The organism is Streptomyces sp. NPDC059142, assembly GCF_042755665.1.
Taxonomy (GTDB): domain Bacteria; phylum Actinomycetota; class Actinomycetes; order Streptomycetales; family Streptomycetaceae; genus Streptomyces.
On record NZ_JBHZDA010000021.1, the window covers coordinates 64,393 to 90,670 of the forward strand.

Genomic DNA, 26,278 nt, shown 5'->3' on the forward strand with positions numbered 1-26,278 from the left:
ACACAAAACTTGAAAATAAGATCGCTTCTTTTTTTGGTTTTTCTTTTTAAAAACGAACACAAACAACACCGCCGCACTGTACAGAAAATAACTCACGGGGAGTTTTCATGCAGCGTGTTCAGTTTGACAAGTCCGCCCTACATTTACACCTGCTGCAGAACAGAGAAATCTACAAGATATCGTTGACCCCGATCACTCTGGAGCGGGGCTACAACCTTTACACCTGCGGCGAGACCATCGATGACCTCTTCCTCATCATCCATGGCGGCATCAAACTGACCACCAGCGCGCACAGCGGAAAGGAATGCATCCTGGACATATGTCGGCGCGGCGACATCCTGGGCGCACTCTCGCTGATTCCATCCGTGCACGAAGAGTCCGCCACTGCCATACTGGACAGCCGTGTACTGCGTATTAACCGCCGGGACTTCGTACGCAGCCTGTGTAGCGACCCCGACCTCTTCCAGTACTGGAGCCAGCATCTGGCCCAGCGCATCCGCGAGCGTGAAAGCATGATAAAGCACCTGGTCACCATGAAGTGCGAGTACCGGCTCGCGGCAATCCTGCTGAACTTGTCCGACCGCTTTGCCGAGCAGGACTCCCAGTGGCAGCATATCGACGCCCGGATCACCCACGACGAACTGGCCGCCATGGTGGGGACGACCCGGTCTCGGATAGGTTTCTTCCTCAAGAACTTCAACGGCCTCGGTCTCGTCAGACGCTTGCCGGACGGCACACTGCTCGTCGATTCCGCCTCTACTTCGGATTTCCTCGCCACGGACCCGAACGAAGGAGAACCAGTACTCCGGCACTCGGCATAATCGTCCTCGCCGGCTCCACTGGAAGCAACGGCCATTAACCTCGATCGTTCATGAGGGTCCGTCAGCTTGCTGACGGACCCTTTGTGGTGACTGCTGGTGGGGTTTTTCGGAGTCTGGGCAGGTTGAGCGCCCGATCTGCGTGCGGGTCAGCTTCGCCGCGGCCTGCGGTGTCGGTGCCTTGACCAGCAGCTCCATCGCATCCGTGCTGGTCAGCGAAAGATCGGCGTAGGCGTTGAGGGCGGCGGGGAAGTACTCACGCAGCGCGGAACGCAGCCGCTGGAAGGTGCGGGTGCGCTCCCAGATCAGACTCTGGTGGGCGCGGGCGACGACCTTGACCGCCTGGGCCTGTTCGGTGTCCCCGGCGATCGGCCGCAACTGGTCGCGGTCGATGCGAACCATGTCGGCGAGCGCGTGGGCGTCGCCCTTGTCGCTCTTGGCGCCCGACGTGCCGTACCGCTCCTTGAACCGGGCGGCCTGCTTCGGGTTCACCGCATAGACCTGGTAGCCGGTGGCGAGCAGGGCTTGCACCCACGGGCCACGGTCGGTCTCGATGCTCACCACCACCTGGCCGGCATCGAGGATGTCACCTCCGTGCTTCGCAACAAGTTCGTGGAGTTTGACGATGCCTTCCACACCCTCGGGCAGTCTGGCGGTTGCCAGCTTCCTGCCGGTTGCGTCTTGGACCTCGATGTCGTGGTGGTCCTCGGCCCAGTCGTCGCCGATGAACAGCAACTTGCTCTCCTGGTCAGGTACTTCGCTTGCTGGTGCAGCCTGCGGAAGACTCGCGCGCTCCCTAATGGATCCAGTGCTCACGCCATGCTCGGCGGGCACGCCACCCCATCAGCGGTCTGGCCTTCCGGCCGACCAGCAGGGGCACGGTCTGACCACAGAACTCGAACGGTTCCGAGGCACATAGTGCTCGCCTGCTGGCGGCTACGGCACCGAGTCTCTCCCGGACCCGGCAGCTCCCATTAGAGGCACTTTCTGCTTTCCTGATCACCAGCCGGACAGCCCTCCTCGGGAAAGCGCGAGGTTAACCTGGTGCAGCCGAGTTCCCTGAGCCTGGATGGTTCCGGTCCGTGCCCTGGCGTGGAAGACAGAGACGAGAGGGCCGCTGGCGCGAGTGAGGTTGTAGGTGGCGGCCCGAGCCAACCAGGTGGCGTGCGCGGTGAACCTCCCCGAGGGCAGACGGCCGAGCGTGGAGTCCCCGGCTCGGCGAAGGCCTGTTCGACACGACGTGTCCGCGATGCACCGGCTCGACCTGGCCGAGGGTAAAGCGCCTGTCGGTGAAGATGACGTGGTAGCGCCAGACGCCGAACAGTTCGGCCTGGCCTTCGGGGACGTTTTTGGGGTTGAGACGTTTCACGCGTCGCACGATGAGCCGGGCCATGGTGTGGGAACGCAGTGAAGGGGATCTGGCGAGCTCCGCGTCGGAGACCCAGCGTCCCTCCTCATCGTCCCAGATGGCGTCGGTGTACTCGATCGGCGCCCAGGCGTCCTCGGCGATGTTCCCGATGGCCTCGCGGATCGTCTTCTTGACCGTAACCGCCAGAGAGAAGCGCACGCCGGCCGTGCGGCAGGCGTCGACGACCTTGTGGGAGAAATACACGGAATCGGCGCGGACGATGATCTGCGCGGTGATACCCATCGCCCGCACCGTGGCCAGGGCCTCACGCAGCCGACTCGCAGCTCCCCTGCCGGAGCCTGCCGAGCCCTTGCGCAGTCTGGCGGCGACGATGACTGGCGCGCAGGTGGATGTCTTGACGGTGACGATCTGGAAGTGCGGGCCGCGGGCCTTGGCCTAGCCGAAGGAGGCGCCCTGCTTGGCCGGCCCGTGGACCTGCTTGACGTTGGAGTCGATGTCGACGAACACCACCTCGTCCGTTTTCGGCACCAGGTCGGTGTGCGCGGCCAGGTTGCAGGTGAACGCCCGTGTGGCGGAATGGAGTTGGCGCACATGTCCCCAGATGAAGGCGCGCAGGAAGTTGCCCAGCGTGGATGGAGCTCGCACCCGGCCGAACAGGCGGGACAGGCCACCGCGGCGCCGGACATCCGGGTCGTCGATGCTGTCCGCGCCGACGACCAGCCCGGCCACGACGGACAACTCCTTCGCGGCCGTGCCCGCGCCGAAGAACTTGATCACCGAGGTCGCGATCACGTTGCTCAATAGTGAGTATTGAGTTGACCATGTCACTCCTAGGCTGCGCGAGGAATAACGACTACGTGAGGGTGCCGCTTCGATGCGCTGCGGCATTCTCGGCAGAGGAGTGTGTCATGCGCGCAATCGGCAGGACTGCGGCAGGCCTTACGATGACCGGCGCAGTACTGGGTCTGGTCACGGGAATCGGGGCTGGTACCGCGATGGCCGACACGGTGTCCACCACATACTCATGTGCCGCCGGCGGCCAGACATTGGAGGTCACGGAGAAGATCACCATCACTGCTCCGGCGACGGCCAACACGGGCGACACGGTGACGCTTCAGGTCGCCGTCGAGCATGGGACCAAGACCACGGGGACCGTTCCCGCTAAATCTGTCACCGCTCAGATGGTGGTCACCGTGGGAGGTGCCGGATCGGGAGCCGTCACGGCAACTGGACTGACGAATCCTGAGGAGATTCCGCAGGGGACCGTCCCTGTCCTTTCGGGTGGGACCGCGCAGGTGAGCCTCTCGGCGCCTGGGGATGTGACCTTCACACCGTCGGAGCTGACGGTGGACAACGGCGGTCTCAAAGCCACCTGCTCACCGATCGGTTCCGTGGCGGCAGCTGCCACGACGCACGTCTCTTGAGGTCGTTCCGGCACACCGAGTGACATGCGGCCCGCAGGCGACGTGCCTGCGGGCCGCACGCCCTCACCTGCTCGACGTAGGGGTGTGCCAACCCTTAACGGGCCAGACCCGTTGATATTAGACACTCCCGTTCCCGTGGCAGGTAGCCGGCCTGGGTCAGGGTGACGCCCTCACCGATCTGTTCCAGCAACCACCGCAGCGGCTCAGCCATGTCCACAGGTGCCGCAGCCGACTCCTCCATGACAGGCAGGACGGCTGCGAGCAGGGCGCGGCCCTCGAACACGGGCTGCGCAGTGGCGAGCCAGTGCTGGACGAACCGACGGCGCGCGGCCGGGAACGTACGCGCGTCCAGGTCGAGCTCGCCCTCGTCCAGAGCCTGCTCCAGTCGCCGTTCGAAGCTGGCACGGGCCAGCGCTTCCCGGGTGCCCATGACCTGCCCCCAGCTCAGCTCGGGTACGTCCGGCGGGGTCGTGGGCGAGGCGGCCGCGGCCTTGCGGTAGGCCGCGAAGCCCGCCTCCTCGGAGCACTGCCAGGCCGCCAGCACCTGGGCGGTGGTCCCGCTCGTGCACACCGCCGCGGCCCGAACGCGGCCGACTCCGGTCAGCAGGTCGGCCAGGACGGCGACAGCCCGCCGCTGCTCAGGGGTGTCCGCGTGCCACTTGCGAGGCAGCTCATACCAGCAGAACCGTTCGACCTCAGCCGCCGAGAGCGCGACGAGCGGGTCACCGTCGGGCACCAGCCAACCCAGCAGGCGCTGTGTCATCGCCTCGTCCGCCACCAACGCTGTCACCTCCGCCGCACTCCGGCCTGCCTGCCGGTCCTCCCACGGATGGAGGTCCCGTCCGTGGGCGACGCTGCGGCGGGAAACCTCACCAGTGACGTCGCCCCTCGGCAGCCAGGGTTTCCCCAGCCTGTCGGAACAGCACAAGCCCTACGCCGCCGACCACCCTTCCCAAGGCACCCGAAACCCTCGGCTCCCCCAGGGGCGGCGAGGCGGTTCTGACAAGCCGTCACGCACGCTTGTCCACCGACTGTCCACCGGAGCATTGCCTGCATGGCCAGCCGAAGGGCTCAATGCGCCAAAACCGCAGGTCAAATCCTCTTCGCGGCTCGTTAGCGACAGAGAGCGAACCTGCGACCAACGCATTGCGATGCACAGTCCACAAGTGTCCGATCTACCCGAATGCCAAGGTCAATCAAAAGAAAAACCCCAGGTCATAGGTCTGACCCGGGGTTCACCATGGAGCCGCCTTCGGGATTCGAACCCGAGACCTACGCATCACGAGTACGAGGGCTCGCCGAAACCATCGGATGCCACCCGAGGATCGACGACCCCACCTCGCAGCCGTCTCACGCAGCAACGGATACGTTGCAATCAGCTCTCACCAAGAAGTCCCCGAATAGTCCCTGGCCTGAATCGGCCCGTATCTCCGTACGATCCTGATCAGGCCGGGCCACTACGCTGAGCGCTGAGCAGAGTCACCAGCAGAGAACGGAACCATGTACTCACCCGTCGCACACCAGGACCTGCCCACCGAGCCGGTCGACATCAGGCTGATCGTCACCGACATGGACGGCACCCTCCTGGACGACGCGGGCAGCCCGCCCCCGCGGCTGCGCCGGGTCCTGGCGCTGCTGCGGGAACGCGGGGTCCTGTTCTGCCCGGCGAGCGGCCGCCAGTACGCGACTCTCGCCGGGCTCTTCAGCGGCGTCGACGACGGCATGGTCTTCATCGCGGAGAACGGCACCCAGGTGGTCCGCGACGGCAGGGAACTCGCCTCCGACCCCCTGGACCCGGCCGTGGCCGCCCGGCTCGTCAAAAAGGTACGCGGCCTCGCCGACGAGGGCATCGACGTGGGGGCCGTGGTCTGCGGCAAACATCACGCCTACACGGAACGCGCCGACGAAGCCTTCCTGGCCCAGGTGGCCAAGTACTACGTCGCCCACCGGAGCGTCGAGGACGCCACGGCCGTCGACGACGAGATCAACAAGATAGCCCTGTTCGACTTCGGCCCCGCCGCCCTCACCACCGCACCGGCTCTCGGCGAGTTCACCGACACCCATCAGGTGGTCGTCTCCAGCGAGCACTGGATCGACGTGATGAACCGCACCGCCAACAAGGGCGCCGCCCTGAGGCGCGTCCAGGAGGACCTGGGCATCACCCCCGCCCAGACGCTGGTGTTCGGCGACTACCTCAACGACCTGGAGATGCTCGACGCCGCCGAGTGGTCCTTCGCCATGCCCAACGCCCACCCGGACGTCCTGGACCGTGCCCGGTACACGGCTCCCTCCAACAACGAGGACGGCGTCCTGCGCACGATCGAACGGCTTCTGCGACTGCCCTCGACACAGCGCTAGGCGGACCGTTTCTCCTGCTGTTCCTGCTTCTCCTGCTGTTCTTGCTTCTCCTGTTCCTGTTCCTGTTCTTCCTCGGCCCCGTCGCCGTTCCGCTCCTCTTCCATCGCCTCTTCGTGGGTACGGACGACCTCGCCGTCCCGGATCTCGCCGCGCCAGGCTTCCGGCTCCTCGTCGGTGAGCGTGACGTACCGCTGGAAGTTCTTGAAGTCCAGCCGCAGGCGGCGTCCCTGAGCCCGCCAGATGTTGCCGGTCTTCTCGAAGAACCCGGACGGGTAGTACTCGACCACGAGCACGATCCTGGTCAGGTTGGGCGCCATCTCGTGGAAGCTGACGGCCCCTTGCGTGGTCCCCTTCGCACCCTCGGACGTCCAGACGATCCGGTCGTCGGGGATCTGTTCCAGGGTGGTCGCCCGGAAACTCCGGGTGGAGGGGCCCACCTTGGTCGTCCAGTCGCTCGCCGCCTGGTCGTCGTCGTCCTTCGACGCGTTGCCCACGCCCTTGGTGAAACCGGCGAATTCGTCGTACGCGGTCCAGTGGTCGTACGCCGTCCTCAACGGCACGCCCACGTCGAGGACTTCGACGATGTTCGTCACCTTCACGTCCCCGCTGCCCGGCCGGCCGCCGCCCGTCAGGTCCTTGGCCTTGTCCATCACGGAGTCCTTGACGGATTTCGCCTTGTCGGAGAGCAGCGCGCGCACGGGTGTCTCGCCGTGCAGAATGCGGGAGCCGATCGCGGGCAGTTGGCCGCCGTTCTCCGCGATGTCCGTCAGTTGTCCCGTCAGATCGGACAGCTTGTCGCCCACCCGGCCGACCGTACGTTCCAGTCGGAGGCCGGCGTAGTGGGCGATCTCCTCACGCAGCCGGTCGACGTTCGAGGGGGCCGTATCGGGTGGGGCCTTCTGTGTGCTGGTCATGCCGGGTCACCTCCGGCGGCCTGAGCGGTGGGACGCGGTCTTCTCCGTCCTCTTCCCGGTCGGCTTCTTGGCCGGGGCCTTCTTCGCCGACGAGGGGCGGGTGCCGCGACGTTCCGAGGAGGCCGACCCGCCGGAGGAGCGGAAGGCGCGTCGACGCCTCGCGGGGCGCGGTTCCTCTTCTTCCTCTGCCTCCTCCACGTGGTCCTCCTCCTCGGCCGTCAACTCCTCCTCGCCGTCCTCGTCGTCCTCGCCGGCCTCGCCGTCCGTGTCACCGAGGCGCTCCGCCCGGCCGCTGATCGTGTCGGCCAGCGATCCCATCGCCCGGTCGGTGACCGCGGAGAGCGCGCTGCCCGCGGCTGTCATGCCCTGCTCGCGGAACTGCTCCTTCAGCCCCGCGACCTGGGGCGCCTCCGCCAGACGGCGCGCTCCCTCGGCCGCCAGTTCCCGGGGGTCGAGACCGATGCCTCTCCCGGACACGGCGGTGGCCACCGCCAGGGCGAGCCGGCCCTTCTTGGTCCGGCCCAGTACGTATCCGCCGAGGACGGCAGCCGCCAGCGCGAGTTTCGTCTGTTCTTCCATGAGTGATCCACCTTCGCCAGGTTCTCGGCGTACGACCGGCCCGTGCCACCCCGGCCGTTCTCCGTTCGGGCGTCGCGGCGAAGCCGACCGTCACCGGGTGCGGGAGGAGTCGCCGCTGTTGTCGTCGTTGTCGTCCGAACCCGGTACGTGCACGTCGAGCACCCCGATGTTGACCTCGACGACGTCGAGCCCCGTCATCCTCTCGACCGCGTCGGAGACGCCCGACCGGATTTCCTCGGTGGTCCGGGGGATCGGATATCCGTACTCCACCACCACGCCGACATCGACCGCGGCCTGCTTCTCTCCGACTTCCACCCGCACACCGCGTGTGACGTCGTCGGACCGGGACATGCGGTCCTTGGCGGCTCCGAGCGTCCGGGAAATTCCACCGCCCATCGCGTAGACCCCGGACGCGTCACGCGTCGCGATACCGGCTATGGAGGCCACCACCGAATCCGCGATCGTCGTCTTTCCCTCGACGGCACCATGGTGGCCCTTCGACATCGCTGTCGATGTGGCTTCGTTGACTGTCATGGCCCACTCACCTTCCCGAAGACAGGGGGCTTCCGACAAACGGAGGGGGATGCCACCGGCGGGAGATGATTCGTTGCTCTTCTCGCGGCCGCGCCCCTTTATCCACTGTGCTCCGCGCATCCGTATAACGCCATTCGGGTGATCGTCGCTCAGCTCCACCGGGCATCACCCGGAGTTCGGGCGCAACCGCCCGGATGTACGGCCCGGAGAATCAGCGTCGGTGCGCGTCGCGGCGCGCGGCCGTCCTGGCTCTCCGCGTACCCCCTCGCCGGTCACCCGAGCCTCCGCGGCGCGCCACGGAGGCCCTGGCCGGCTTCCGGCCGTCCTTCGTCGCCGGAGCGCTCCGCCGCCGCGCCGCACCGCCGCCCTCGGCTCTCCGGGGACGCCGATGTGTCCGGTCGGGCGTACCGGGCGCGTCCTGCGCCGTGGCCTCGGTCGCGGCTCCGGCGGCGTCGGTAGCGGCGTCGGTGGCCTGCCGGCCCGCGCTCCCCGCGACGTCCCCCACCTCCCGGCCGGTGCTCCGGACCGCCCCGCCCACGTCCCCGCCGACCTCGTCGACAGCGGCGCCCGCGCTCTCCCCGACATCCTCCACGGCCTCGCGGGCCCCGTGACCGACATCGTCCACGGCCTCACCGGCCCCGTGACCGACGTCCTCAACGGCCTCGCCCGCACCGCGCCCGACGTCCTGTACGGCCGCCTCAGCGCCGCGCCCGACGCTCTCCGCGGCGTGCTCCGTCCCCCTGCCGATCTCCTTGACGGCGCCGCCCGCTCCCGTACCGACCTCCTCGACCGCGTGCCCCAGACCCCTGCTCAGTTGTTCCAGGATCTCGGGGTTACGGTCGACCGTCGTCAATACGCGGTTGACGATGGTCGCGACATTATGAAGGCGGACCTTCAATTGCGCCTGCGCCTCGACACCCGTGATGTCGAGGTCGACCGCACCCAGTGCGACATCGGCGCCGACATTCAGCTTGAGCAGATCGAGGACTTCGGCCTGAAGGGACACATGGGCCCGCAAGTCCTGCACATCCAGATGAATCTCGTCGACATTGAGCACCGGAACATCCAGATACACGTCCGACGGCCCTTGGTCGACCACATCACCCTCGGTGTAGTCGTCCGGTTCCGCCGTAACGACCTCCGCGTTCTGCCCGTCGTATTCGTCCCGGTCGCGTTCGGTCCGGTCGTATGCGGTCCGGTCGTATTCGGTCCGGTCGCGTCCGGTCCGGTCGTCATCATTCCGGTCGTCATCGGTCCGGTCGTATTCGTCGCCGGTGTTGTCGCTCTGACGCATAGGGCACTTCCTCACTGGGCATGGCCCCGCTTCCCCAGTGTCGTGCGCCCCTTCCTCCGATGCAATCGCCCCCGTGCCCCGTCGATGCCGACCGGCGTCAGGAGCGCCCGTCGCCTCGTACTGCTCTCCGGCAACTCCCGTACCCTGCAGCACTCTTGACCCTTGGAAGCGCTCTCAGATACCTTCGGCACCGCTCACGATCACGCCCGCTCGCACGCATCCGCAGCACCCCCTCGGGGGCAGTTCGGAGGGGTCATGAGGACAGCCGTGGACGCACCGGCCGCGTTACGCCCGTACGCACCGTGCGGGCCCTCGGGTGGATCCGCCCGAGGATGAGCGGGCCCACGGCGAGGGCTCAGGAAGCCGGGGGCTCCGCGGGGTTACGGGCGCGGGCCGTGACCGGTGGACTGCCCGGCGGGTTCGGGTGGTTCTGGTGCGGTCAGACGATGAGCGGCCTCGGGGACCGGCTCACCGCGTTCACCGTGCAGAGCGTCGCCATCCTCAGTCTCGGCGCATCGAGCGCCCAGGTGGGGGTCCTCTCCGCGACGGGCTGGCTCGCCTATCCCGCGCTCGGGCTGGTCGCCGGTGTCGCCCTGGCCCACGTGCGCCGCAAGGGTGTGATGGTCGCCGCGGAGCTGGTCAGGTTCGCGGCCTTCGTCAGTGTGCCGGTCGCCGCGCTGGCCGGCCGGCTCACCCTGACCCATCTCGTCGTCGCGGTCGCGGTGGCCGGCGCGGCGACCGTCTTCTTCGACATCGGCGGCCAGTCCTATCTGCCGTCCCTGGTCGGCCGCGACCAGTTGGTCGCCGCCAACTCCCGGCTCTCCGGCGCGGACAGCCTGACCAAACTGGCCGGGCCCGCGCTGGCCGGGGTGGCCTTCGGAGTGGTCGGCCCGACCCCCGCCGCCGCGCTGGCCGCCGCGCCGTTCCTGCTGTCGGCGGCGGCGCGGGCGCCGGTCCGGGCCGTGGAGCTGCTGCCCGTGCGGCCGTATCCGCGCGAGCCGGTGGGGGCGCGGGTCCGGCGGGAGCTGCGCTTCGTACGGGACCATCCGCTGCTGCGGCTGCTGGTCGCGCGAGCCGCGCTGCGCGGCTTCGGTACGGGGGCGGTGGACGCCGTACTCCTGCTGTTCGCGTACCGCGGGCTCGGGCTCTCCAGTGTGGGCGGCGGGCTGCTGCTGGCGTCGGGCGCGGTGGGCGCGCTGGCGGGGGCCGTCCTGGCGTCCCGGATCATCGGCCGGTTCGGCACCCGGGGCGCCCTGCTGCTCACCGGGCTCGAAGGCGTGTCGTGGCTGGCCGTGCCGCTCTGTCTCCTCTGGACGCCCGCGGCGGTCCCGGTGCTGGTGCTGGTCCGCGGGTTCTCCGCGGTGTGGCTGTCGGTCTGGGGCGTGCTGGACGCGAGCCTGCGGCAGGCGCTGGCCCCGCCGGGCCGGCAGTCGACCGTCCACGCGGTGACCAGGACGCTCAGCTTCTCCACGGTGCCGCTCGGCTCGCTGGCGGGCGGCCTCACCGGTGGGGCCCTGAGCGCCTGGCTGGGCTGGACGGCCGGGCTCGGGACGGTGATCGCCGCGGGCGGCCTGCTCGCGGCAGCGAGCGTCCTGCTCTTCAGAAAGGAACCGCTGCTCAACGACCACGCGCTGACGGCGCCTCCCGGGCCCCCCGGGTCCCGGCGCCCGGAGTGAGGAGAAGAAGCATGCATCCGACCACCACCAGGACACTGTCGGCGAAGGAGTTCGCCGACATCAAGCACACGGTGTCGATCCGTTCGCGCGCACGCAAGAACCTGCTGGCCGACCCCGGTTACGCGGCCCCGCTGCCGCAGGAGGTGAGCCTCCAGCTCACCTATCGGTGCAATCTGCGCTGCTCGCACTGCTACCAGTGGAACGAGCAGGGCTTCTTCCGTGACTTCAGCCCCAGCCGGCAGCGTACGGAACTCGATCTGTCCGTCGTCGAGGACGTACTCGCCAACACCGCTCCCCTGCGCTCCAAGCTCTTCCTCTGGGGCGGCGAGCCGCTGATGCACAGCAGGTTCGGCGAGGTCGCCGCCCTGCTGGAGCGGTATCCCCGTACGGTCAACATGTGCACCAACGGGCTGCTGTTCAAGCGGAAGCTGGACGATCTGCTCCGTATCGGCGAGAACCTCAACCTGCTGGTCAGCCTGGACGGCCTGGGCGAGGACCACGAGGCGCTGCGCGGCAAGGGCACGTTCCGCAGGACGGTGGAGAACATCGAGACCATGCTGCGGCTCCAGCGCGAGGGGCGGTTCCGCGGTGAGCTGTCGCTGTCGTGCATGGTCTCGCACGCCACCGTCGGCAAGATGTACGAGTTCATGGAGTGGGCGGAGGAACTCGGCGTCAACACCGTGTACTTCCAGTTCCCCTGGTACATCAGCCCCGAAGTAGCGGGCGCGATGGACGAGTTGTACGAGAAGTCGTTCGCCTGGCTCCAGCCGGACACCGGCACGAAGAAGCCCACCTGGCACTCGTACACCTACCAACTGCCCGCGGAACAGCTTCCGGTGCTGCGGGATTCCATGCGGCGGCTGGCCGAGCGGGCCTGGCGGGTCCGGGTGCGCTACCAGCCGCAGCTCGACGTCGACGAGGTCGAGGACTTCATCCTCGGCACGTCCCGCCCGGCGCAGAAGCGCAGCAAGTGCCTCGCGGTGTCCAACCGGATGGAGGTGCACGCCGACGGCAACGTCAGCTCGTGCAAGTTCTTCCCGGAGTTCGTGGTGGGCAATCTGTACGACACGCCGGTCGAGGAGCTGTGGCAGAGCGAGCCCTTCCGGCAGGTGCGCAGGACGCTCGCCGAGGGCGGCATGATGCCCGTCTGCTCGAAGTGCATTCTTCTGTATCTCAACGGAGTGTGAGGGTGGGGATGAGTGTGACCGTGGACGAGATCGAGCTGAGGATCAAGGATGTGCTCGCCGGTGTGCTGCCGGACGGCGCCGCCCGGGACGCGATCGGCCCGGACACCGATCTGATCGACGAGTACGGCCTGGACTCACTCCAGGTGATCTCCTTCCTGCTGGGGATCGAGGACGCCTTCGACATCGAGCTGGACTACGAGAACCTGCGGCTGGACGATCTGCGGTCGGTACGGCAGTTCGTCGGGTACGTCGCCGGTCTCGGCGTGGCGGCGGCGCGGTGACGGCGGGCCGGGGCGGCCCGGCGGAACCTGCGGGCCGCGCGGCCCACTGGGGGACGTTCGACGCGGAGCGGTGGTGGCGGGATCCGGAGCTGGCCGCCCTGCCCGCGGTCGCCCTGCCGGGCGGCGCGGGGGTCGTGGCCGCGATGGACGAGCTGCTGGCCGGGTTCTGCGCGCCGGGCGATCTGCTGGTGACCCGGGCGCCGATGGCGGCCGAGGTGCGCGAGGGGCTGGCCGCGTGCGGGATCGGCTTCGAGCCGTACGTCCTGCGGCCCGGGGCGGCGGACGGCGAACACCCCCGCACCGTCGACGCGCTGATCGCCGCCGATCCCGCCGCGTGCGCGCGCGTCGCGGCCTGTCAGGACCTCCTGCCCTACGCCGTGCTCCCCGACACCGCCGCGCTGACCGGACGGCTCGGCAGACCCGGTCTGCTGCCGCCCGCGGCGGTGGTCGCCGAGGTCAACTCCAAGACCTGGTCCAACGCGCTCGTCCGGCGGCTCGGGCTGCCGGGCGCCGGGCGCGTGGTCCGTACGACGGACGAACTGGACGCGGCCGTCGCCGAGTTCGGATACCCGGTGCTGGTGAAGGACCCGTACGGGGTGTCGGGCCGGGACACCCTGGAGATCGCCGCGCCCGGCGTGCTCCGCGCGGTCCTGCGGACCCTGGGACGGCAGGTCGCGGCGGGGCGGCGGATCGAGCTGGTGGTGCAGCGCCGGTACGTCAGACGGTACGACTTCTCCGGGCATCTGCGGATCGACCGTACCGGCGGGGTCACCGTCCTCGGCGTGCTGATGATGACCAACCACCGCTTCCGGTACGCCGGTTCGCACCCGGCCGACCCCGGCTTCCTCGCCCGCCTCGACGCGGAGGGGTACTTCGCCACGCTCACGGCGGTGGCCGACGCGCTGGCCGCCGCCGGGTACTGGGGGCCGGTGGGCGTCGACTCCATGGTGATCGAGGACGGGAGCGTCGTCCCCGTCCTGGAGATCAACGCACGCCGCTCCCTCGGTCTGCTCGCGCTCCGTCTCGACCAGCGGGTGCGGGAGGGCGGCGACGGCTTGCGCGGTCACCTCTGGCCGCTGGACGTCACCGTACCGCCGGGCCGGTCCTTCGCCGAGCTGTCCGCCGCGCTGCGCCGGAACGGCGCGCTGTACGGAGGGGGCGCGCGCCCCGGGGTGACGCTGCTGAGCGGCAGTACGCCTGCGGCCCCCAACAGCCGGGTGCACTGCGCCCTGTTCTGCCGCCCCGAGGACGCGCCCGCGCTGCGGCGCCGGGTGCTGGCGGCGGCGGCCGAGGCCGGGATGACGCCCCGCGGCGTCGTCGAAGGGGCGGCCGGCGGGGTGGCCGATGCGGCTTGACATCGGTCTGATCGGGGCGACCGCGATCGCCGAGCGCGCGGTGGTGGGGCCCGGCTCCCGCTTCGACGACGTACGGGTGCGCGCCGTGGCGGCGAGCGATCCCGGGCGCGCCGCCTCGTTCGCCGCCCGGCACGGGATCCCCCGGGTGCACGCCGACTACGCGGCCCTTTTGGCGGACCCCGGCGTCAACACCGTGTATGTGTCGCTGCACAACTCGGCGCACCGGGAGTGGGCGGTGCGCGCCGCGCGCGCCGGACGCCATGTCGTCGTGGAGAAGCCGCTCTGTCTCGGCCCCGCCGAACTGGCCGCGATCCGGGAGGCGGCGACCGCCGGCGGGGTGCGGGTGGTGGAGGCGGTGCCCACGGCGGGCCATCCGTGGCAGGGCGCCGTCCGCGCCATGGTGGAGGACGGCCGGTACGGGCGGCTGCGCTCGGTGCGGACCGACATCCGCTTCGGTGTCCCGGCGCCGGGCAGCTACCGGGAGCGGCCCGAGCTGGGCGGCGGGATCTTCCGCGACTGCGCGAGCTACTGGCTCCAGGCGGTCCAGGCCACGGTGGGGCTCGGCTCCGTGACGGGGCGCGGTACGGGGCGGTTCGACGGCCCGTACGGGAGCGACCGGTCCTTCGAGGCCCGGCTCGACTGGGCGGACGGCCGGGAGGCGGTGCTCCACTGCGAGGTCGGCGAGGTCCACCAGGCCCGCCACACGTTCGTGTTCGGGACGGCGGAGGTGCGGCTGCGCAATTTCCTGCTGCCGACGATGGGCGCGCTGCCGCTGAACCTGGTGGTCCGGCGCGCGGACGGGACCCGGCAGGTGCTGGCGTTCCCGCCGGTGGCGTACTACGACTCCCAGTTCGACCGGGTCCGGGCGATGCTGTCGGGCGGCTCCCCGGAGGACGACGGCGCGCTGGAGCGGGCCGGTGCGCGCGTCGAGCTGATGGCCTCGATCCACCAGGACGCGCTCCGCGCGTCGGAAAGGCAGACACGGTGAACAACCTGTACGGACGGCGCCCCGGGGAGCGGCAGTTCGGCCGCATGCTCGCGGCGGCGGGGGTCGACCCCGCTCTGGTGCGCTCGCGCACCGAGCTGGCGGACGCGACATTCAACACGGTGTACCGGGTCCGGCTGTCCGGCGAGGGGCCGGGCCACCGCAGCCTCGTCGTCAAGATCGCGCCCGACCCGACCGGACCGACGCTCCGTTACGAACACGGCATCATGCGGACCGAGGGGCTGTTCTACGCGGCCGCGGCGGGCCGGGCGCCGGTGCCCGAGGTGGTGTGCGCGGACTTCTCCCGCGAGCTGATCGACACCGACTTCCTGGTCCTCTCCGATCTGCCGGGCACCAACTGGCACGCGGCGCGCGAGGAGATCGGGGACGACGAGCGGGCGGCCCTCCGCGCCGAACTGGGCGCGATGGTGGCGGCGGTGCACCGGGTGACGGGGCCGGCCTTCGGCTACCCGCAGGCCCTGTCCGCCGACCGGTCCGGCGCCCTGCCCCCGTCCCAGCCGGGCTGGCGCGCCGTGTTCCTCGCGATGGTGGACGCCGTCCTGGCCGACGCGGAGACCTTCGGTGTACGCCTGCCGGAGCCCGTCGGGCGGATCCGGGAGACGGTGGGCGCCTCGGCGGATCCGCTCGACGCCGTGACGACCCCGGCGCTGGTCCACTTCGACCTCTGGGACGGCAATGTCCTCGTGGACCGGCCCGCCCCGGGCGCGGCGCCCCGGATCAGCGGCCTGGTCGACGGGGAGCGCGCGTTCTGGGGCGATCCGCTGGCGGAGCTGGTCTCGCTGGTCCTGTTCGACGACATCGAGCGCGACGAGGCGTTCCTCGGCGGCTACCGGTCGGCGGGCGGCCGGGTGGTGTTCGACGCGGAGACCCGGCGGCGGCTCGCCCTCTACCGCTGCTACCTCTATCTGATCATGCTGGTCGAGGCGGTGCCGAGAGGGTTCTCCGGCCCCGAACAGGCGGCCAGGGACCGCTATGTGGCCCGGCATCTGCGCACCGAACTGGCGGCCCTGTCGGGGGCCGGGACCGGGGACCGGCCGTGATACGGATCCTCACCTCCGGGGTGGCGCTCGGTGTGCACGTACCCGGGCTGCTGCTGGCCGACCGGCTCCGCGAACAGGGCGTCGACGCCGGGGTCCAGGTGCTGGAACGGCTGCTGCCGGACCGTACGCTGACGACGACGGCCGCGATGAAGTGGGCGTTCCACCGGGACTTCCGGTTCGCGCTGACCGGTCAGCGGGTGGCGACCGATCCGTCGGCCACCGTGGCGGACGCGGCCGTCGAGGAGCTGCTCGCGCGCTGGCGGGCGGAGCGGATCGACCGGTTCGTGGTGTTCTCCGGCTTCTGGCTGCCGATCGTCGAGCGGTATCTGGACCGGTACGGGGCCGGTGCGCCGCCCGTCGACGTCTGCCATGTGGACTCGGTGGCCTCGCCGTCCTTCGTGAAGACCGGCCATCCCGCGCCCGGCGTACGCCATGTGTGGCTGGCCGACGCGGCGGGCGGGCGGATCCCGTACAGCATCCCCGTCACGCGGGAGCCCGCGCTCCCCTGGCACGAGCGGGAGCGGCGGCTGCTGGTGCACGGCGGGGGCTGGGGCATCGGCACCTACCGGGAGCGCGCCGGGGAGCTGCGCGCGCACGGCTTCGCGCTGGACGTCGTGGCGTACGAGGAGGCCGATGTGAGCGGTGACGACCCGGGCGTGCGCTCGTTCATGGTCGACCCCGGGTGGCATCCGTGGCTGGACGACGGCTATCCGCCGTTCGGCCGGGTCGTACCGGGCGAGCCGCCCCGCTTCACCCGCGGCGCCGGGCACCATGGCTCCTTCGATCTGACGCGGGCCGCGGTCGCCACCGTCAGCAAGCCGGGCGGCGGCACCCTGCTGGACTCGCTCTGGTCGGCGACCCCGGCCGTGCTGCTCGAACCGTTCGGTGGCCACGAGGAGCGCAACAGCGCGCTCTGGCGGGAGCTGGGCTTCGGCATCACGTTCGCGCACTGGGCGGAGACGGGGTTCGACCTGGCGGTGATCGAGAAGCTGCACCACACGCTCCGGGAGGCCGCGCACCGGCTCCCGGACTACTCGCGGCTGCTGGCGGAAGGGGCCGTGTCATGACCACGGGCTCGCTCGGGACGCTCCGGACGACGGTCGACCTGGCGTTCGGCGCCCCTTCCGGAAGTCCCCGGGGCGTGTACGAGGCGACGTGGGGCCAGCGGGAGATGTGGCGCACGATCGCCAGGCACCGTCCCGGCGGCTTCTACCAGCTCTCCCAGATCATCCCGGTCGGCGCCCCGTGCGGCCTGGACACGGCGCTCGGCTGTCTGCGGCAACTCGTCGTCCGGCACGCGTCGTTGCGTACCACTTTCCAGGAGGACGCGGGCGGGCTGTACCAGGTGATCCACCGCGAGGGGGTGCTGCGCGTGCTGGTCCAGGAGGCGCCGGGCGAGGGCCGGGAGCGGGCGACGGCCGCCGCGCTGGTGGCGGCGTTCCAGGAGGAGGAGCCGCTGCTGGAGCGGGAGTTCGCACCCCGTCTTGCCGTGGTGACCCGGGGCGGGGCGGCGGCGTACCTCGTACTGGTCTGCTCGCATGTGGTGCTGGACGGGCACAGCGAGCGGGTGCTCGCCGCGGAGGCCGGAGCGCTCCTGGCGCACGCGACGGCCGCACCGGGACGCGAGGGGGAACTCCCCGCGCCGCTCCCGCCGGTCGTGCACGGGCCCGCCGAGCAGGCCGCCGCGGAGGCCCGCGCGCGGAGCCGCCGTACCTCGGCACGGTCCGTCGCCCACTGGCGCGCCACGCTCGCCGACGCCCCGCCCCCGCTCTTCCCCTCCCCCGCCGAACCGGTGGCGGGCGCCCCGATCTGGTGCGGCAGGCTCGCCTCCGGGGCGCTCGCGGAGGCCGAGACGGTGCTCGTACGGTCCGGGCTCGGCTCCAGCGCCCTCTGGCTGAGCGCCGTGGCCCGGGTCCTCGCCGCCCGCACCGGGCACCCCGCGATGACCTTCCGCCTGCCGGTCGGCAACCGCTTCGACCAGGCGCTCGACGGTTACGTCGGCAACCTCTCCCAGCACACGGTGGTCACCGTCGACACCGCCTCGGGCACCTTCCCCGAACTGGCGCGCCGTGTCGAACGCGACCTGATGCGCGCCTACTTCCACGCCCGGTACGACCCGGCGGAACTGGCGGAGGCGACCAGGGACATCGAGGCCCGGCGCGGCGCCCCGCTCGACCTGACCTACCTCTTCAACGACGTACGGAGCCGGGGCGCCAAACGCCCGTCCACGACCCGGCCCCCGGCCCGCGCCCCGGAGGTGAGCTGGGAACTCCTCCACTCCGCGAACAGCGACATCAAGCTGCACGTACGCGTCACGGAGAGCGCGGGCCACCCCCTGCTGGACATCGCGGCCGACACCTCCTGCCTGCCGAGGAGCGCCATCACCGACGCCCTGTTCGCCGTCGAACGGCTCCTGGTCGGGGCGGCGCGCGAGGCGGCTTCAGGGACGGCGCGGTCCTGAGGGGTCAGGCGGCGCGGTTGCGGCCCACGTAGACGTTGCGTGCCCGGTAGAAGGTGTCGCCGCCCGGCCCGGAGGAGCCCGAGGAGCCTTCCATCTGGAGGTTGATGATCAGCCAGAGCGGTTTGCCGACGAACCCGGCGCCCCGGTGGACGGCCTTCCAGGTGCCGTCGAGGTAGTAGTGGATGTCCACGTCCGTGGCGCTCACCTTGGTGATCCAGGCGCGGTAGGTGTGCCAGGAGCCGGGTGAGGAGACGCCGACGACGGTGCTCGACACGTCGGAGGAGGTACGGAAGGTGTTGAACCAGTTGTTGGTGTTGCCCTTGAACTCCAGGATGTCGCTCTCGGGCGGCCAGCTGTTGACCCCCGTCAGCCAGAACGCGGGCCAGGTGCCCGCCCCACTCGGGGCCTGGAACTCGCCCTTGACCTCGTAGTCGGGGAACTGGTCGGTCACCACGATCTGGTTCTTCGCGTGCACCGCGCCCGAGTGGTAGCGGATCGGGAGGTGCGGGGTGGAACCGCTCGTGCCCTCGTCCCAGGTGATCCGGGTGGCCTGGAGGGTGAGCACACCGGAGTTGAGGTAGATGTGGTTGTGGTCGGTGGGGCTGCCGTACATCCGGGCGCTGCCGTTGTGGTCGCTGCCCCAGGGATACAGGTAGTTCCACCTGGCCTCGAAGGCGGAGTAGCTGCCGAAGGACCCGTTGATCACGTCCTCCCACGCCGCCGCCGTCGCCGCCCGCGCCGTACGGGGCGGGGCGGCGCCCAGGGCCATCGCGCCGCCCAGCGCCACGGCTCCGCCGAGGAATCCTCGGCGGCCGGTGCCGGCCGCGTGCGCCCGGCCGTGGTGGTCAGGGTTGCCGTGCGACTCGTTCCGTGCCGGTACGTCCCGCATGACGTCTCCCCACGATGGGACAGAAAGCATCAGGACTCACCACATTCCCAAGGGGATCATCAGGCGTCAACGGGTGCGGCAGGGCTCCGGGGCCGGGTCCCCGCTCGCCCGGATCACCCGTCATGGCGTAGGGAGCGCCGACCATTAGGGGGAACGTCGAGCCGTAGAAGGCGTCGGACTCGCCCTCCGTCATGACCGACCCGTTCCCATGTCCTATGACCTGCCCGTGTGCCGTGCGCTCGCCCGGAACTCCGCCGAGGGGAACCCGATGATCTCGGGAGCCAACATCAAGACCGACCACACCGCAACCCGGACCCGCGTCCGTGTCCGGGTCCCTTCCGCTCTCCGTCTCCTTGTCCGTTTCCGTGCGCTTCCCCGGTACGGCCTGGGAGCCGCGGGCCTGTGCGCCCTCGCGCTGACGGGCTGTTCCTTCCTGGGCGGCGTACGGCCCGACGAGGCGTCGGACGACAAGGCGTCGACGAACGCCGTGACGCCCGCCGCCGCCCGTCCCGCGCGGCCGAGCGCTCCCGCGCCCGTACCCGAGGCCCTGGAGCGCGTCCGCGTCAATGTCGAGGACGGTGCCGTGGTCGGGGTCGGGATGCCGATGTCGCTGGTCTTCGAGCAGCCCGTACCGGTCGCCGAACGGGCCGCCGTCGAACGGGCCCTGCGCGTCACCAGCAGCCCGCGCGTGACCGGCGCCTGGAGCTGGGTCAAGGACCGCAACCTCCTCGACGGCGGGCGCCTCGACTACCGCCCGCGCGAGTACTGGCCCACCGGTACGAAGGTCACGCTCCGCGCGGGCTCAGGACCGGGCGCGGACGCCGGGCCGGGGGGAGCGGTGAACCGGCGCTTCACCGTCGGCCGGTCCCTGGTCGCCACCGTGGACGTACGCGACCACTCCATGACCGTGGTCAGGGCGGGCGTCGCCACCCGCGTCCCGATCACGGCCGGGGCGCCCGGCATGGACACCTGGAACGGCGTCATGGTCGTCGCCGGGAAGGAGCGGAGGCTGCTGATGGACTCCAGCACGGTGGGCTTCGGCGACGAGTACAAGGGTTACTACAACTACGCCGTCCATCTGACCTCCTCGGGCACCTACCTCCACGAGAACCCGATGGCCGACGCCCACGCGGGCCGCAGCAACGTCACCCACGGCTGCGTCGGGCTCCCCACCGACGGCACGGCGCGCCGCTTCTTCGAGGAGGTGATCCCCGGGGACGTCGTCCAGGTCACGGGCGCGCCGGAGACGGTCGATCCGGGCAACGGGTACGGGGACTGGAACGTCCCCTGGAGCGCGTGGCTGGCCGGCAGTGCGCTGAGGTGACCCCGGCGCGCAGCCCTCAGCGGGTGCTGAGCCAGTGCGGGTCGGGGACCACGGTCAGCACCGCGGAGACCAGGACGACCAGGGCCAGGAAGGCCAGTTCGGCGCGGGCGGGGCGGCCCGCGTCGCCGCCCCGGCGCAGCCGGACCCTGGCTGTCAGCGCCAGCGCGCACACCACGGCCACCAGGACGAGCTTGGCCATCAGCACCCTGCCGTACGCCGAGGTGAGGACCACGTCCGCGGGGAGCCTGCGCAGCGTGGAGAGCGTGCCGGTGGCGGCCAGCGCGGCGAGGAGCCGGGCCGCGTGGCGGGCGTACCGGCCGAGCAGGTCCCGGGACCCGGCCGGGTCCCCGCGCCGCAGCCACATGGCGCGCAGCACGTACAGCAGCCCGCCGGTCCAGAGGGACGCGGCCGTGAGGTGGACGACGGTGAGCGCGACGCCCAGCATCGGGGTGTACGGCTCGGGGTGGGCCCGCAGCGCCTCGGCGCCGACGACCGCGGCGAGCGGGGCGAGGGCGAGGGCCGGACGGGTGAGGGTGGCGCAGCCGGCGGCCAGCAGGAAGCCGTTGGCCATGACGAGCAGGAAGCGGCCGTCCGAGGTGCCGTAGACGGTGGCGAGGTCGAGGCCGCTGACCCGGGCCAGCAGCAGGATCTGCCCGGCCGAGGCGGCGGCCCCGACGAGCGAGGCGGTCACCGACAGACGGCGGGGCTCCGGCATACCGGGAGCCGGTGCCGGAACGGAACCGGAGACGGTTACGGGTCCGGTGCGGGCGGCTCCCGTACGGGCGGGTCCCGTACGGGCGGGTCCCGTACGGGCGGGTCCGGTGCGGGCGGGTCCGGTGCGGGCGGGTCCGGTGCGGGCGGGTCCGGTGCGGGCGAGCCGGGTGCCGGCGAGTTCGCCGAGGTGGACGGCGAGCGCGGCGAAGACGGCCGCGCGCAGGACGGTGGTGGCGCCCGCGCCGGGTATCCGCAGCTCCCCCGTCCCCCGCCCGGCGAGGCTCACGCCCACCACCGCGACGAGGACGGCCGCCAGCGCGCCGCCCGCCACGAGCCCCACGGTGACCGGCGTGGCCCCGCGGGCGGAACCGCTGCCGGAATCGCGGGCGGTGTCCTCGACGGAGGGGCCTGGGAATATCACCCGCTCATCATCTCCGCGGAGCGCGGAGGGCGGCAACGCGGACGGGCGGCGGAGGGATCAGCCGCGCCAGGGCTGGTAGTGCGGGTTGTCCTCGCACAGCGCCATGGTCTCGGTCCTCTTCGCCGGGTCCACCGGGCACGCGCCGACGATGCGCTCCCGCGAGACCCCGCCGGGGAAGGCGACCTCGTCGTCCCCGGCGAGGGGCCGGGCGGCGCCGAGGGTGCGGTCGACGTCGATGCCGCCCGGCGCGTCGATGTAGTAGTTGTAGAGCGGCCTGTCGCCCACCGTGGCCTTGTAGAGGTCGTGGTCGTAGCTGGCCGAGACGTACGGGGAGCCCTGCCCGGCCAGGGTGTGGCGGCCCAGGTCGTACCGGCCGCCGAGCGGCGCGTCGGGGTGGAGCCCCTGTTCGAAGACGAGCCGCGGCGCCCGGCCGTCGGCGCGGTAGAGCTGCTTGCAGTCGGTGCGCCAGAACGGCGCCGGGGTGATCCGGGCGACCTCGACCCGGTGGTCCACGGCGGCGAACATCCGGTCCTCGACGAGCGGGCACCGGTCGGCGGCCGGGGCGGGCTCGGCCGTGGGGCCGGGCCCCGTGGCCGGGGTGGCGGAACCGGCGGCGGGGACAGGGGCGGGGCGCACGACGGCCGACGGGGCCGGCTCGGGGCCGGACACGGCCTCGGTGACCGAGGCGGGGACGAACACGGCGGCGGCGGAGAGGGCGACGGCCGCGGCCCGCCGCCGCAGGCGAGAAGTGGTCATGGGGAGCACCCTGCTCGCTCCGCGGCGGCGGGCCGTGGACCGTCACCCGGACGGGGGCGAGTTGCCGGGCGGTGGACGCCCCGGCGGACGTAACGGCGGCGCGGGCCGGTCAGCGGAAGACGCCGGTGTGCCCGAGCGAGTACCGGCCGGGCTGCGGGTAGACCGCCAGTCCGTGCGGACCGCTGCCGACCGGGATCCGGGCGAGCTGCTTGCCGCTGGTGGTGTCGATCGCGTACACCTCCTCGTCGTAACGCCCCGACAGCCACAGGACCTTGCCGTCCGAGGAGACACCGCCCATGTCGGGGCTGCCGCCGTCCGGCAGCTCCCACTTCTTCGTCAGCGCGTTGCGGGTGAAGTCGAAGACGGACACGGAGCCCTCGCCCCGGTTGGAGATGTACATCTCGCGGGAGTTACGGCTCACGTAGAGGCCGTGGGTGCCCTTGCCGGTGGGGAGCAGTTTCGGCGTGGAGAACTTCTTCCCGTCCAGCACCCAGACCCCGTCGGCCATCATGTCCGCGATGTAGAACGTGCCGCCGTCCGGCGAGATCTTCACGTCCTGCGGCATGGCCCCCTCGAAGGGCAGCTTCTGCTCGCCGACGACCTTCATCTTCGCGGTGTCGACCTTGAGGAGTTCGCCGGAGAACTCGCAGGAGACGATGAAGTACCGGCCGTCGGCGGAGAAGTCCGCGTGGTTGACGCCCGCGCAGGTGACCGGCTCGGTCTTGACGATCTTCATGGTGTGCGGGTCGCGGAAGACCAGCTCCCGGTCGAGGGAGGCCATGACGACCGCGTACTTGCCGTCGGGCGTGAAGTACAGGTTGTACGGGTCGTGCACCTCGACCGGTTCGCCCGCCTTGCCGGTGGCCGGGTCGATCGGGGTGAGGGTGTGGCCCCGGTTGTTGTTGACCCAGAGGGTCTTGAGGTCCCAGGACGGTACGACGTGCTGCGGCTGCCGCCCGACCGGGATCGTCTCGATGACCTCGTACGTGGCCGGGTCGATGACCGAGACGGTGTCGGAGTTGGTGTTGGGCACGTACACCCGGGAGGGGAAGCCCCGGACGACGGGCGAGAGCTTGCCGGGGCGGTCGGCCGCGTAGATGTCCTTGGGGTCCTGCACGGGCGGCATGCCCGGCAGACCGGCGGGCACGGACCGCGCGGGGACGGCGGGGCGGGCGGCCTTGGTGACGGCCGCCTCCGTACGGGCGGGGGCGCCGGAGTCGCCGCACCCGGCGAGCAGGGCGGCGAGGGCGAGGGCGGCGGCGGTGGTCGCGAGCCGGGCGGCGGGGCGCGGGGCGCGGCGGGCGGTGGGGTGCATCAGGTCAGCAGCTCCGTGGTCGTCACCGCGCGCAGGCCGCGGCGTTCCAGTGCGTCGAGGAGGGCGGGCAGCGCGGCCACCGTGTCCGCGTAGCCGAAGTGCAGGCTCACCACGGAGCCTTCGCGGATCTCTTCGGTGACGGTGCGGACGACGGTGGCGGCGCCGGGCGAGGTGAAGTCGAGGGAGTCGACGTCGTACGAGAGGGTGTGCGGATAGCCGGCCCGTGCGGCCAGCCGCTGGACCAGGGGGGTGGCGTGCTGGGTACGGGAGGGGCGGAACCAGGTGCCGATGGAGCCGGTGAGCCGGCGCAGCCGCTGGGCGCAGCCGGCGATCTCCGCGTACGCCGCCGCCTCGTCCATGTCGGAGATGTCGGTGTGGTGCAGTGTGTGGTTGCCGAGGTCGTGGCCGCCGTCGAGGATCCGGCGGGCGAGGGCGGGCTGTTCGTCGAGCCAGGTGCCGACGGCGAGGACGGTGACCCGGGCGCCGGCCCGTTCCGCCTCGGCGAGCAGGGCGGTGGCGGTGGCGGGGTCGCCCTGGCCGTGGAAGGTGAGGGCGACCCGGGCACGGTCGCGGGGACCGTGCGCGATCTCGGCGGGCTGCCCGGGGAAGCGCCGGGGCGCGGGGGCGGTACGGGTGGCGGGCCGCACCGGACCGGAGCGGTCACCGGAACCGGGTCCAGGACCGGTCCCCGAGGGGGACGCGGGCCGCTGTACAGAAGTGGGTGCGGTGTCGGAACAGCCGGTGGCGAGGGCGCCCGTGACGGCAGCGCCGGCTGCTGCGCGCAGTGCGCTGCGGCGGTCGATCGGGATCACGACCCCATTTAAGGGGGAAAGTGGGTGAAAGGTGGCGATTGACCCGCTACGGGGCCTTTCGCGGGTCGCCGTGTCCGGCCCGGGGCGCGGCGGCGGGACCGTCCGGCGCTACGGGGTCTGACGGTCCGCCACGCGCATCTCGAACCAGGTGGTCTTGCCGCGCGGCAGCAGATCCACGCCCCACCGGTCGGAGAGCCGGTCCACGAGGAAGAGCCCGCGCCCGCTGGTGTCCAGGTCACGCACCGGCATCAGGCACGGCAGTCCGCGCGAGGGGTCGCGCACCTCGATCCTGATCCAGCCGCGGCGGCGCAGCATCCGTAATCCGAAGACGCGGGCGCCGGTGTGGCGTACGGCGTTGCCGACCAGTTCGGAGACGAGCAGGACGGCGTACTCGGCGGTCTGCGGGGAGAGCTGCCACTGGCGGAGGACCACGCTGTGGGTGATCCGGCGGGCGGCGGCGGCGGACTCGGGACGGGACGGCAACCGCACCTCCGCCTCCGTCGGATTGCCGAACAATTCCAGCGCTTTGAGCGCCTGTTCGTCGTCGACGGACGGTATCCACCGCTCGGCGGCGGCGTTTCCGCGCTGCCGCGGCTGCTCCGTACCTTCCAGGCCCGCCATGTCCCCCATCATGGCCGGACAGCGCCCTCCTCGTGGGTGTTCCAGGGGATTGGGCCCCCCGGAACGAAGCATTCCGGGGGGCGTGATCGGCATATGCCCTTGGCAGAAGTTGAGCTTGAGCACCTCTCCTGACCTGCGATGACGGGAACCGATTGAAAGATCGCCACATGTGATCGCCAAGACTGCCTTAAGGCTGCCTTAAGGTCACCCCGGGCGGTGCACAGGGTTGACGTAACGGCCACGAATGTCCAACAGGGCGATTCTCAGAGGAACTTCGCCTTGCCCGGACCGTCCTCCACGAAGGAGCGCATCCCGCGTTCGCGGTCCTCGGTGGCGAACAGGCCCGCGAACCAGGTGCGTTCGACGGCCAGACCGCTCTCCAGGTCCGTTTCGAGCCCGGTGTCGACCGACTCCTTCGCCGCGCGCAGCGCGAGCGCGGGCCCCTGCGCGAGCTTCGCCGCCCAGGCGTGCGCCTGCTCGTACACCTCGGCCGCCGGGACTACCCGGTCGACCAGGCCGATCCTCAGCGCCTCGTCGGCCCGCACCTGGCGGCCGGTGAAGATCAGGTCCTTGGCGCGGGACGGGCCGATCAGCCGCGCGAGCCGCTGGGTGCCGCCCGCGCCGGGGATCAGCCCGAGCAGGATCTCGGGCTGGCCGAGCTTGGCGTTCTCCCCGGCGACGCGGTAGTCCGCGCAGAGCGCCAGCTCGCAGCCGCCGCCCAGCGCGTACCCGGTGACGGCCGCGACGACGGGCTTGGGGATCCTGGCGACAGCCGTGAAGGACTCCTGGAGCGCGCGGGAGCGTACGACCATCGCCGCGTGGTCCATCTCCCGCATCTCCTTGATGTCGGCGCCGGCCGCGAAGACCTTCTCGCCGCCGTACAGGATCACGGCGCGCACGTCGTCCCGGGCGCCGGCCTCGGCGGCCAGCTCGCGCAGCCGGTCCTGGACGGAGACGTCGAGTGCGTTCATCGGCGGGCGGTCCAGCCGGATCGTACCGACGCCGCCGGAGACCTCAAGATTCACGAATGCCATGCCGGAAAGGTTAACCGCCGCTCACCACAACGGGCCCGGTCGCGCACCGGTGGGGTGCGCGACCGGGGCCAGGGGGGACGGGGGCGGGGGGTTAGG

27 protein-coding genes are annotated in these 26,278 nt (G+C 71.0%); 12 read left to right on the forward strand and 15 right to left on the reverse strand.

Annotated elements, in window-relative coordinates; all coding sequences use genetic code 11:
- Positions 1–107 precede the first annotated feature (107 nt).
- Positions 108–821 carry a Crp/Fnr family transcriptional regulator gene (locus tag ACFXPK_RS11120; RefSeq protein WP_384992035.1) on the forward strand — a complete coding sequence of 238 codons (714 nt, stop codon included), beginning with the start codon at positions 108–110 and terminating at the stop codon, positions 819–821.
- Between the two features lie 48 nt (positions 822–869).
- Here ACFXPK_RS11120 and ACFXPK_RS11125 read toward each other — a convergent pair whose 3' ends face one another.
- From ACFXPK_RS11125 to ACFXPK_RS11135, 3 genes are all read right to left on the reverse strand, one after another.
- On the reverse strand, positions 870–1,553 hold the full coding sequence (locus tag ACFXPK_RS11125; protein WP_384992033.1) for an IS110 family transposase: 684 nt from the start codon (positions 1,551–1,553) through the stop codon (positions 870–872).
- A gap of 301 nt (positions 1,554–1,854) precedes the next feature.
- Positions 1,855–2,595: a transposase gene (locus ACFXPK_RS11130; protein ID WP_385074086.1), complete on the reverse strand. Its 741-nt coding sequence runs from the start codon at positions 2,593–2,595 to the stop codon at positions 1,855–1,857.
- Positions 2,596–2,622: 27 nt separating this feature from the next.
- Positions 2,623–2,979 carry a hypothetical protein gene (locus tag ACFXPK_RS11135; RefSeq protein ID WP_385074027.1) on the reverse strand — a complete coding sequence of 119 codons (357 nt, stop codon included), beginning with the start codon at positions 2,977–2,979 and terminating at the stop codon, positions 2,623–2,625.
- Between the two features lie 116 nt (positions 2,980–3,095).
- On the opposite strand from ACFXPK_RS11135, the gene ACFXPK_RS11140 reads away from it, so the two are divergent.
- Positions 3,096–3,611 carry a hypothetical protein gene (locus tag ACFXPK_RS11140; RefSeq protein ID WP_385074029.1) on the forward strand — a complete coding sequence of 172 codons (516 nt, stop codon included), beginning with the start codon at positions 3,096–3,098 and terminating at the stop codon, positions 3,609–3,611.
- Between the two features lie 94 nt (positions 3,612–3,705).
- Here ACFXPK_RS11140 and ACFXPK_RS11145 read toward each other — a convergent pair whose 3' ends face one another.
- Positions 3,706–4,401, reverse strand: coding sequence for a hypothetical protein (locus ACFXPK_RS11145; RefSeq protein ID WP_385074032.1), 696 nt, complete (start codon positions 4,399–4,401; stop codon positions 3,706–3,708).
- Positions 4,402–5,111: 710 nt separating this feature from the next.
- Between ACFXPK_RS11145 and ACFXPK_RS11150 the strand changes: the two genes are divergently transcribed.
- Positions 5,112–5,969, forward strand: coding sequence for a Cof-type HAD-IIB family hydrolase (locus tag ACFXPK_RS11150; RefSeq protein WP_385074034.1), 858 nt, complete (start codon positions 5,112–5,114; stop codon positions 5,967–5,969).
- On the opposite strand, the gene ACFXPK_RS11155 is transcribed toward ACFXPK_RS11150, so the two are convergent.
- The 4 genes from ACFXPK_RS11155 to ACFXPK_RS11170 form a co-directional block, all read right to left on the reverse strand.
- Positions 5,966–6,883, reverse strand: coding sequence for an SRPBCC family protein (locus ACFXPK_RS11155; protein ID WP_385074037.1), 918 nt, complete (start codon positions 6,881–6,883; stop codon positions 5,966–5,968). The genes ACFXPK_RS11150 and ACFXPK_RS11155 overlap by 4 nt on opposite strands.
- Positions 6,884–6,889: 6 nt before the next feature.
- Positions 6,890–7,462, reverse strand: coding sequence for a hypothetical protein (locus ACFXPK_RS11160; protein ID WP_385074039.1), 573 nt, complete (start codon positions 7,460–7,462; stop codon positions 6,890–6,892).
- 90 nt (positions 7,463–7,552) lie between these two features.
- Positions 7,553–7,996, reverse strand: coding sequence for an Asp23/Gls24 family envelope stress response protein (locus ACFXPK_RS11165; RefSeq protein WP_384992015.1), 444 nt, complete (start codon positions 7,994–7,996; stop codon positions 7,553–7,555).
- Between the two features lie 211 nt (positions 7,997–8,207).
- A complete protein-coding gene (locus ACFXPK_RS11170; protein ID WP_385074041.1) occupies positions 8,208–9,290 on the reverse strand; it encodes a hypothetical protein in 1,083 nt (360 codons plus the stop codon).
- A 332-nt stretch (positions 9,291–9,622) separates the two neighbouring features.
- Between ACFXPK_RS11170 and ACFXPK_RS11175 the strand changes: the two genes are divergently transcribed.
- From ACFXPK_RS11175 to ACFXPK_RS11210, 8 genes are read left to right on the forward strand one after another with little or no spacing between them, the layout of a single operon-like run.
- Positions 9,623–10,966 carry an MFS transporter gene (locus ACFXPK_RS11175; protein ID WP_385074044.1) on the forward strand — a complete coding sequence of 448 codons (1,344 nt, stop codon included), beginning with the start codon at positions 9,623–9,625 and terminating at the stop codon, positions 10,964–10,966.
- An 11-nt stretch (positions 10,967–10,977) separates the two neighbouring features.
- Positions 10,978–12,153 (forward strand): radical SAM protein, encoded by a 1,176-nt coding sequence (locus ACFXPK_RS11180; protein WP_385074047.1) that lies wholly within the window; start codon positions 10,978–10,980, stop codon positions 12,151–12,153.
- A gap of 8 nt (positions 12,154–12,161) precedes the next feature.
- Entirely contained in the window at positions 12,162–12,434 is a 273-nt protein-coding gene (locus ACFXPK_RS11185) for an acyl carrier protein (RefSeq protein ID WP_384992004.1), read from the forward strand.
- Entirely contained in the window at positions 12,431–13,789 is a 1,359-nt protein-coding gene (locus tag ACFXPK_RS11190; RefSeq protein WP_385074050.1) for a hypothetical protein, read from the forward strand. Before ACFXPK_RS11185 ends, ACFXPK_RS11190 begins: the two co-directional genes overlap by 4 nt.
- On the forward strand, positions 13,779–14,777 hold the full coding sequence (locus tag ACFXPK_RS11195; RefSeq protein WP_385074053.1) for a Gfo/Idh/MocA family protein: 999 nt from the start codon (positions 13,779–13,781) through the stop codon (positions 14,775–14,777). The genes ACFXPK_RS11190 and ACFXPK_RS11195 overlap by 11 nt, the downstream gene beginning before the upstream one ends.
- Complete coding sequence (locus ACFXPK_RS11200; protein ID WP_385074056.1) at positions 14,774–15,835, forward strand: phosphotransferase family protein; 1,062 nt, start codon at positions 14,774–14,776, stop codon at positions 15,833–15,835. Before ACFXPK_RS11195 ends, ACFXPK_RS11200 begins: the two co-directional genes overlap by 4 nt.
- The gene (locus ACFXPK_RS11205) at positions 15,832–16,902 is read left to right on the forward strand and encodes a hypothetical protein (protein WP_385074058.1); all 1,071 of its coding nucleotides are present in this window, start codon (positions 15,832–15,834) and stop codon (positions 16,900–16,902) included. Before ACFXPK_RS11200 ends, ACFXPK_RS11205 begins: the two co-directional genes overlap by 4 nt.
- Positions 16,899–18,296: a condensation domain-containing protein gene (locus ACFXPK_RS11210; protein WP_385074060.1), complete on the forward strand. Its 1,398-nt coding sequence runs from the start codon at positions 16,899–16,901 to the stop codon at positions 18,294–18,296. The genes ACFXPK_RS11205 and ACFXPK_RS11210 overlap by 4 nt, the downstream gene beginning before the upstream one ends.
- A gap of 4 nt (positions 18,297–18,300) precedes the next feature.
- Here ACFXPK_RS11210 and ACFXPK_RS11215 read toward each other — a convergent pair whose 3' ends face one another.
- Positions 18,301–19,185, reverse strand: a complete 885-nt coding sequence (locus tag ACFXPK_RS11215) for a family 16 glycosylhydrolase (RefSeq protein WP_384991988.1) — start codon at positions 19,183–19,185, stop codon at positions 18,301–18,303.
- A gap of 268 nt (positions 19,186–19,453) precedes the next feature.
- On the opposite strand from ACFXPK_RS11215, the gene ACFXPK_RS11220 reads away from it, so the two are divergent.
- Entirely contained in the window at positions 19,454–20,509 is a 1,056-nt protein-coding gene (locus tag ACFXPK_RS11220) for a L,D-transpeptidase (RefSeq protein WP_385074063.1), read from the forward strand.
- A 16-nt stretch (positions 20,510–20,525) separates the two neighbouring features.
- Here the strand turns inward: ACFXPK_RS11220 and ACFXPK_RS11225 are convergent, their stop codons facing one another.
- From ACFXPK_RS11225 to ACFXPK_RS11250, 6 genes are all read right to left on the reverse strand, one after another.
- Complete coding sequence (locus tag ACFXPK_RS11225; protein ID WP_385074066.1) at positions 20,526–21,644, reverse strand: CopD family protein; 1,119 nt, start codon at positions 21,642–21,644, stop codon at positions 20,526–20,528.
- 57 nt (positions 21,645–21,701) lie between these two features.
- The gene (locus tag ACFXPK_RS11230) at positions 21,702–22,400 is read right to left on the reverse strand and encodes an ADP-ribosyltransferase (RefSeq protein WP_385074069.1); all 699 of its coding nucleotides are present in this window, start codon (positions 22,398–22,400) and stop codon (positions 21,702–21,704) included.
- A 109-nt stretch (positions 22,401–22,509) separates the two neighbouring features.
- A complete protein-coding gene (locus ACFXPK_RS11235; RefSeq protein WP_384991978.1) occupies positions 22,510–23,715 on the reverse strand; it encodes a hypothetical protein in 1,206 nt (401 codons plus the stop codon).
- Positions 23,715–24,527, reverse strand: a complete 813-nt coding sequence (locus ACFXPK_RS11240) for a polysaccharide deacetylase family protein (RefSeq protein ID WP_385074073.1) — start codon at positions 24,525–24,527, stop codon at positions 23,715–23,717. Before ACFXPK_RS11240 ends, ACFXPK_RS11235 begins: the two co-directional genes overlap by 1 nt.
- A 108-nt stretch (positions 24,528–24,635) precedes the next feature.
- On the reverse strand, positions 24,636–25,160 hold the full coding sequence (locus ACFXPK_RS11245; protein WP_384991973.1) for an ATP-binding protein: 525 nt from the start codon (positions 25,158–25,160) through the stop codon (positions 24,636–24,638).
- 251 nt (positions 25,161–25,411) lie between these two features.
- Positions 25,412–26,182, reverse strand: coding sequence for an enoyl-CoA hydratase/isomerase family protein (locus tag ACFXPK_RS11250; RefSeq protein WP_385074076.1), 771 nt, complete (start codon positions 26,180–26,182; stop codon positions 25,412–25,414).
- Between the last annotated feature and the right edge of the window lie 96 nt (positions 26,183–26,278).

Coding starts and splice junctions, on each gene's coding strand:
- ACFXPK_RS11195 (WP_385074053.1), top strand. CDS start 13,779: ATGCGGCTTGACATCGGTCTGATCGGGGCGACCGCGATCGCCGAGCGC.
- ACFXPK_RS11215 (WP_384991988.1), bottom strand. CDS start 19,185: ATGCGGGACGTACCGGCACGGAACGAGTCGCACGGCAACCCTGACCAC.
- ACFXPK_RS11165 (WP_384992015.1), bottom strand. CDS start 7,996: ATGACAGTCAACGAAGCCACATCGACAGCGATGTCGAAGGGCCACCAT.
- ACFXPK_RS11140 (WP_385074029.1), top strand. CDS start 3,096: ATGCGCGCAATCGGCAGGACTGCGGCAGGCCTTACGATGACCGGCGCA.
- ACFXPK_RS11160 (WP_385074039.1), bottom strand. CDS start 7,462: ATGGAAGAACAGACGAAACTCGCGCTGGCGGCTGCCGTCCTCGGCGGA.
- ACFXPK_RS11210 (WP_385074060.1), top strand. CDS start 16,899: ATGACCACGGGCTCGCTCGGGACGCTCCGGACGACGGTCGACCTGGCG.
- ACFXPK_RS11175 (WP_385074044.1), top strand. CDS start 9,623: ATGAGCGGGCCCACGGCGAGGGCTCAGGAAGCCGGGGGCTCCGCGGGG.
- ACFXPK_RS11180 (WP_385074047.1), top strand. CDS start 10,978: ATGCATCCGACCACCACCAGGACACTGTCGGCGAAGGAGTTCGCCGAC.
- ACFXPK_RS11220 (WP_385074063.1), top strand. CDS start 19,454: ATGATCTCGGGAGCCAACATCAAGACCGACCACACCGCAACCCGGACC.
- ACFXPK_RS11250 (WP_385074076.1), bottom strand. CDS start 26,182: ATGGCATTCGTGAATCTTGAGGTCTCCGGCGGCGTCGGTACGATCCGG.
- ACFXPK_RS11150 (WP_385074034.1), top strand. CDS start 5,112: ATGTACTCACCCGTCGCACACCAGGACCTGCCCACCGAGCCGGTCGAC.
- ACFXPK_RS11185 (WP_384992004.1), top strand. CDS start 12,162: ATGAGTGTGACCGTGGACGAGATCGAGCTGAGGATCAAGGATGTGCTC.
- ACFXPK_RS11155 (WP_385074037.1), bottom strand. CDS start 6,883: ATGACCAGCACACAGAAGGCCCCACCCGATACGGCCCCCTCGAACGTC.
- ACFXPK_RS11235 (WP_384991978.1), bottom strand. CDS start 23,715: ATGCACCCCACCGCCCGCCGCGCCCCGCGCCCCGCCGCCCGGCTCGCG.
- ACFXPK_RS11230 (WP_385074069.1), bottom strand. CDS start 22,400: ATGACCACTTCTCGCCTGCGGCGGCGGGCCGCGGCCGTCGCCCTCTCC.
- ACFXPK_RS11170 (WP_385074041.1), bottom strand. CDS start 9,290: ATGCGTCAGAGCGACAACACCGGCGACGAATACGACCGGACCGATGAC.
- ACFXPK_RS11245 (WP_384991973.1), bottom strand. CDS start 25,160: ATGATGGGGGACATGGCGGGCCTGGAAGGTACGGAGCAGCCGCGGCAG.
- ACFXPK_RS11120 (WP_384992035.1), top strand. CDS start 108: ATGCAGCGTGTTCAGTTTGACAAGTCCGCCCTACATTTACACCTGCTG.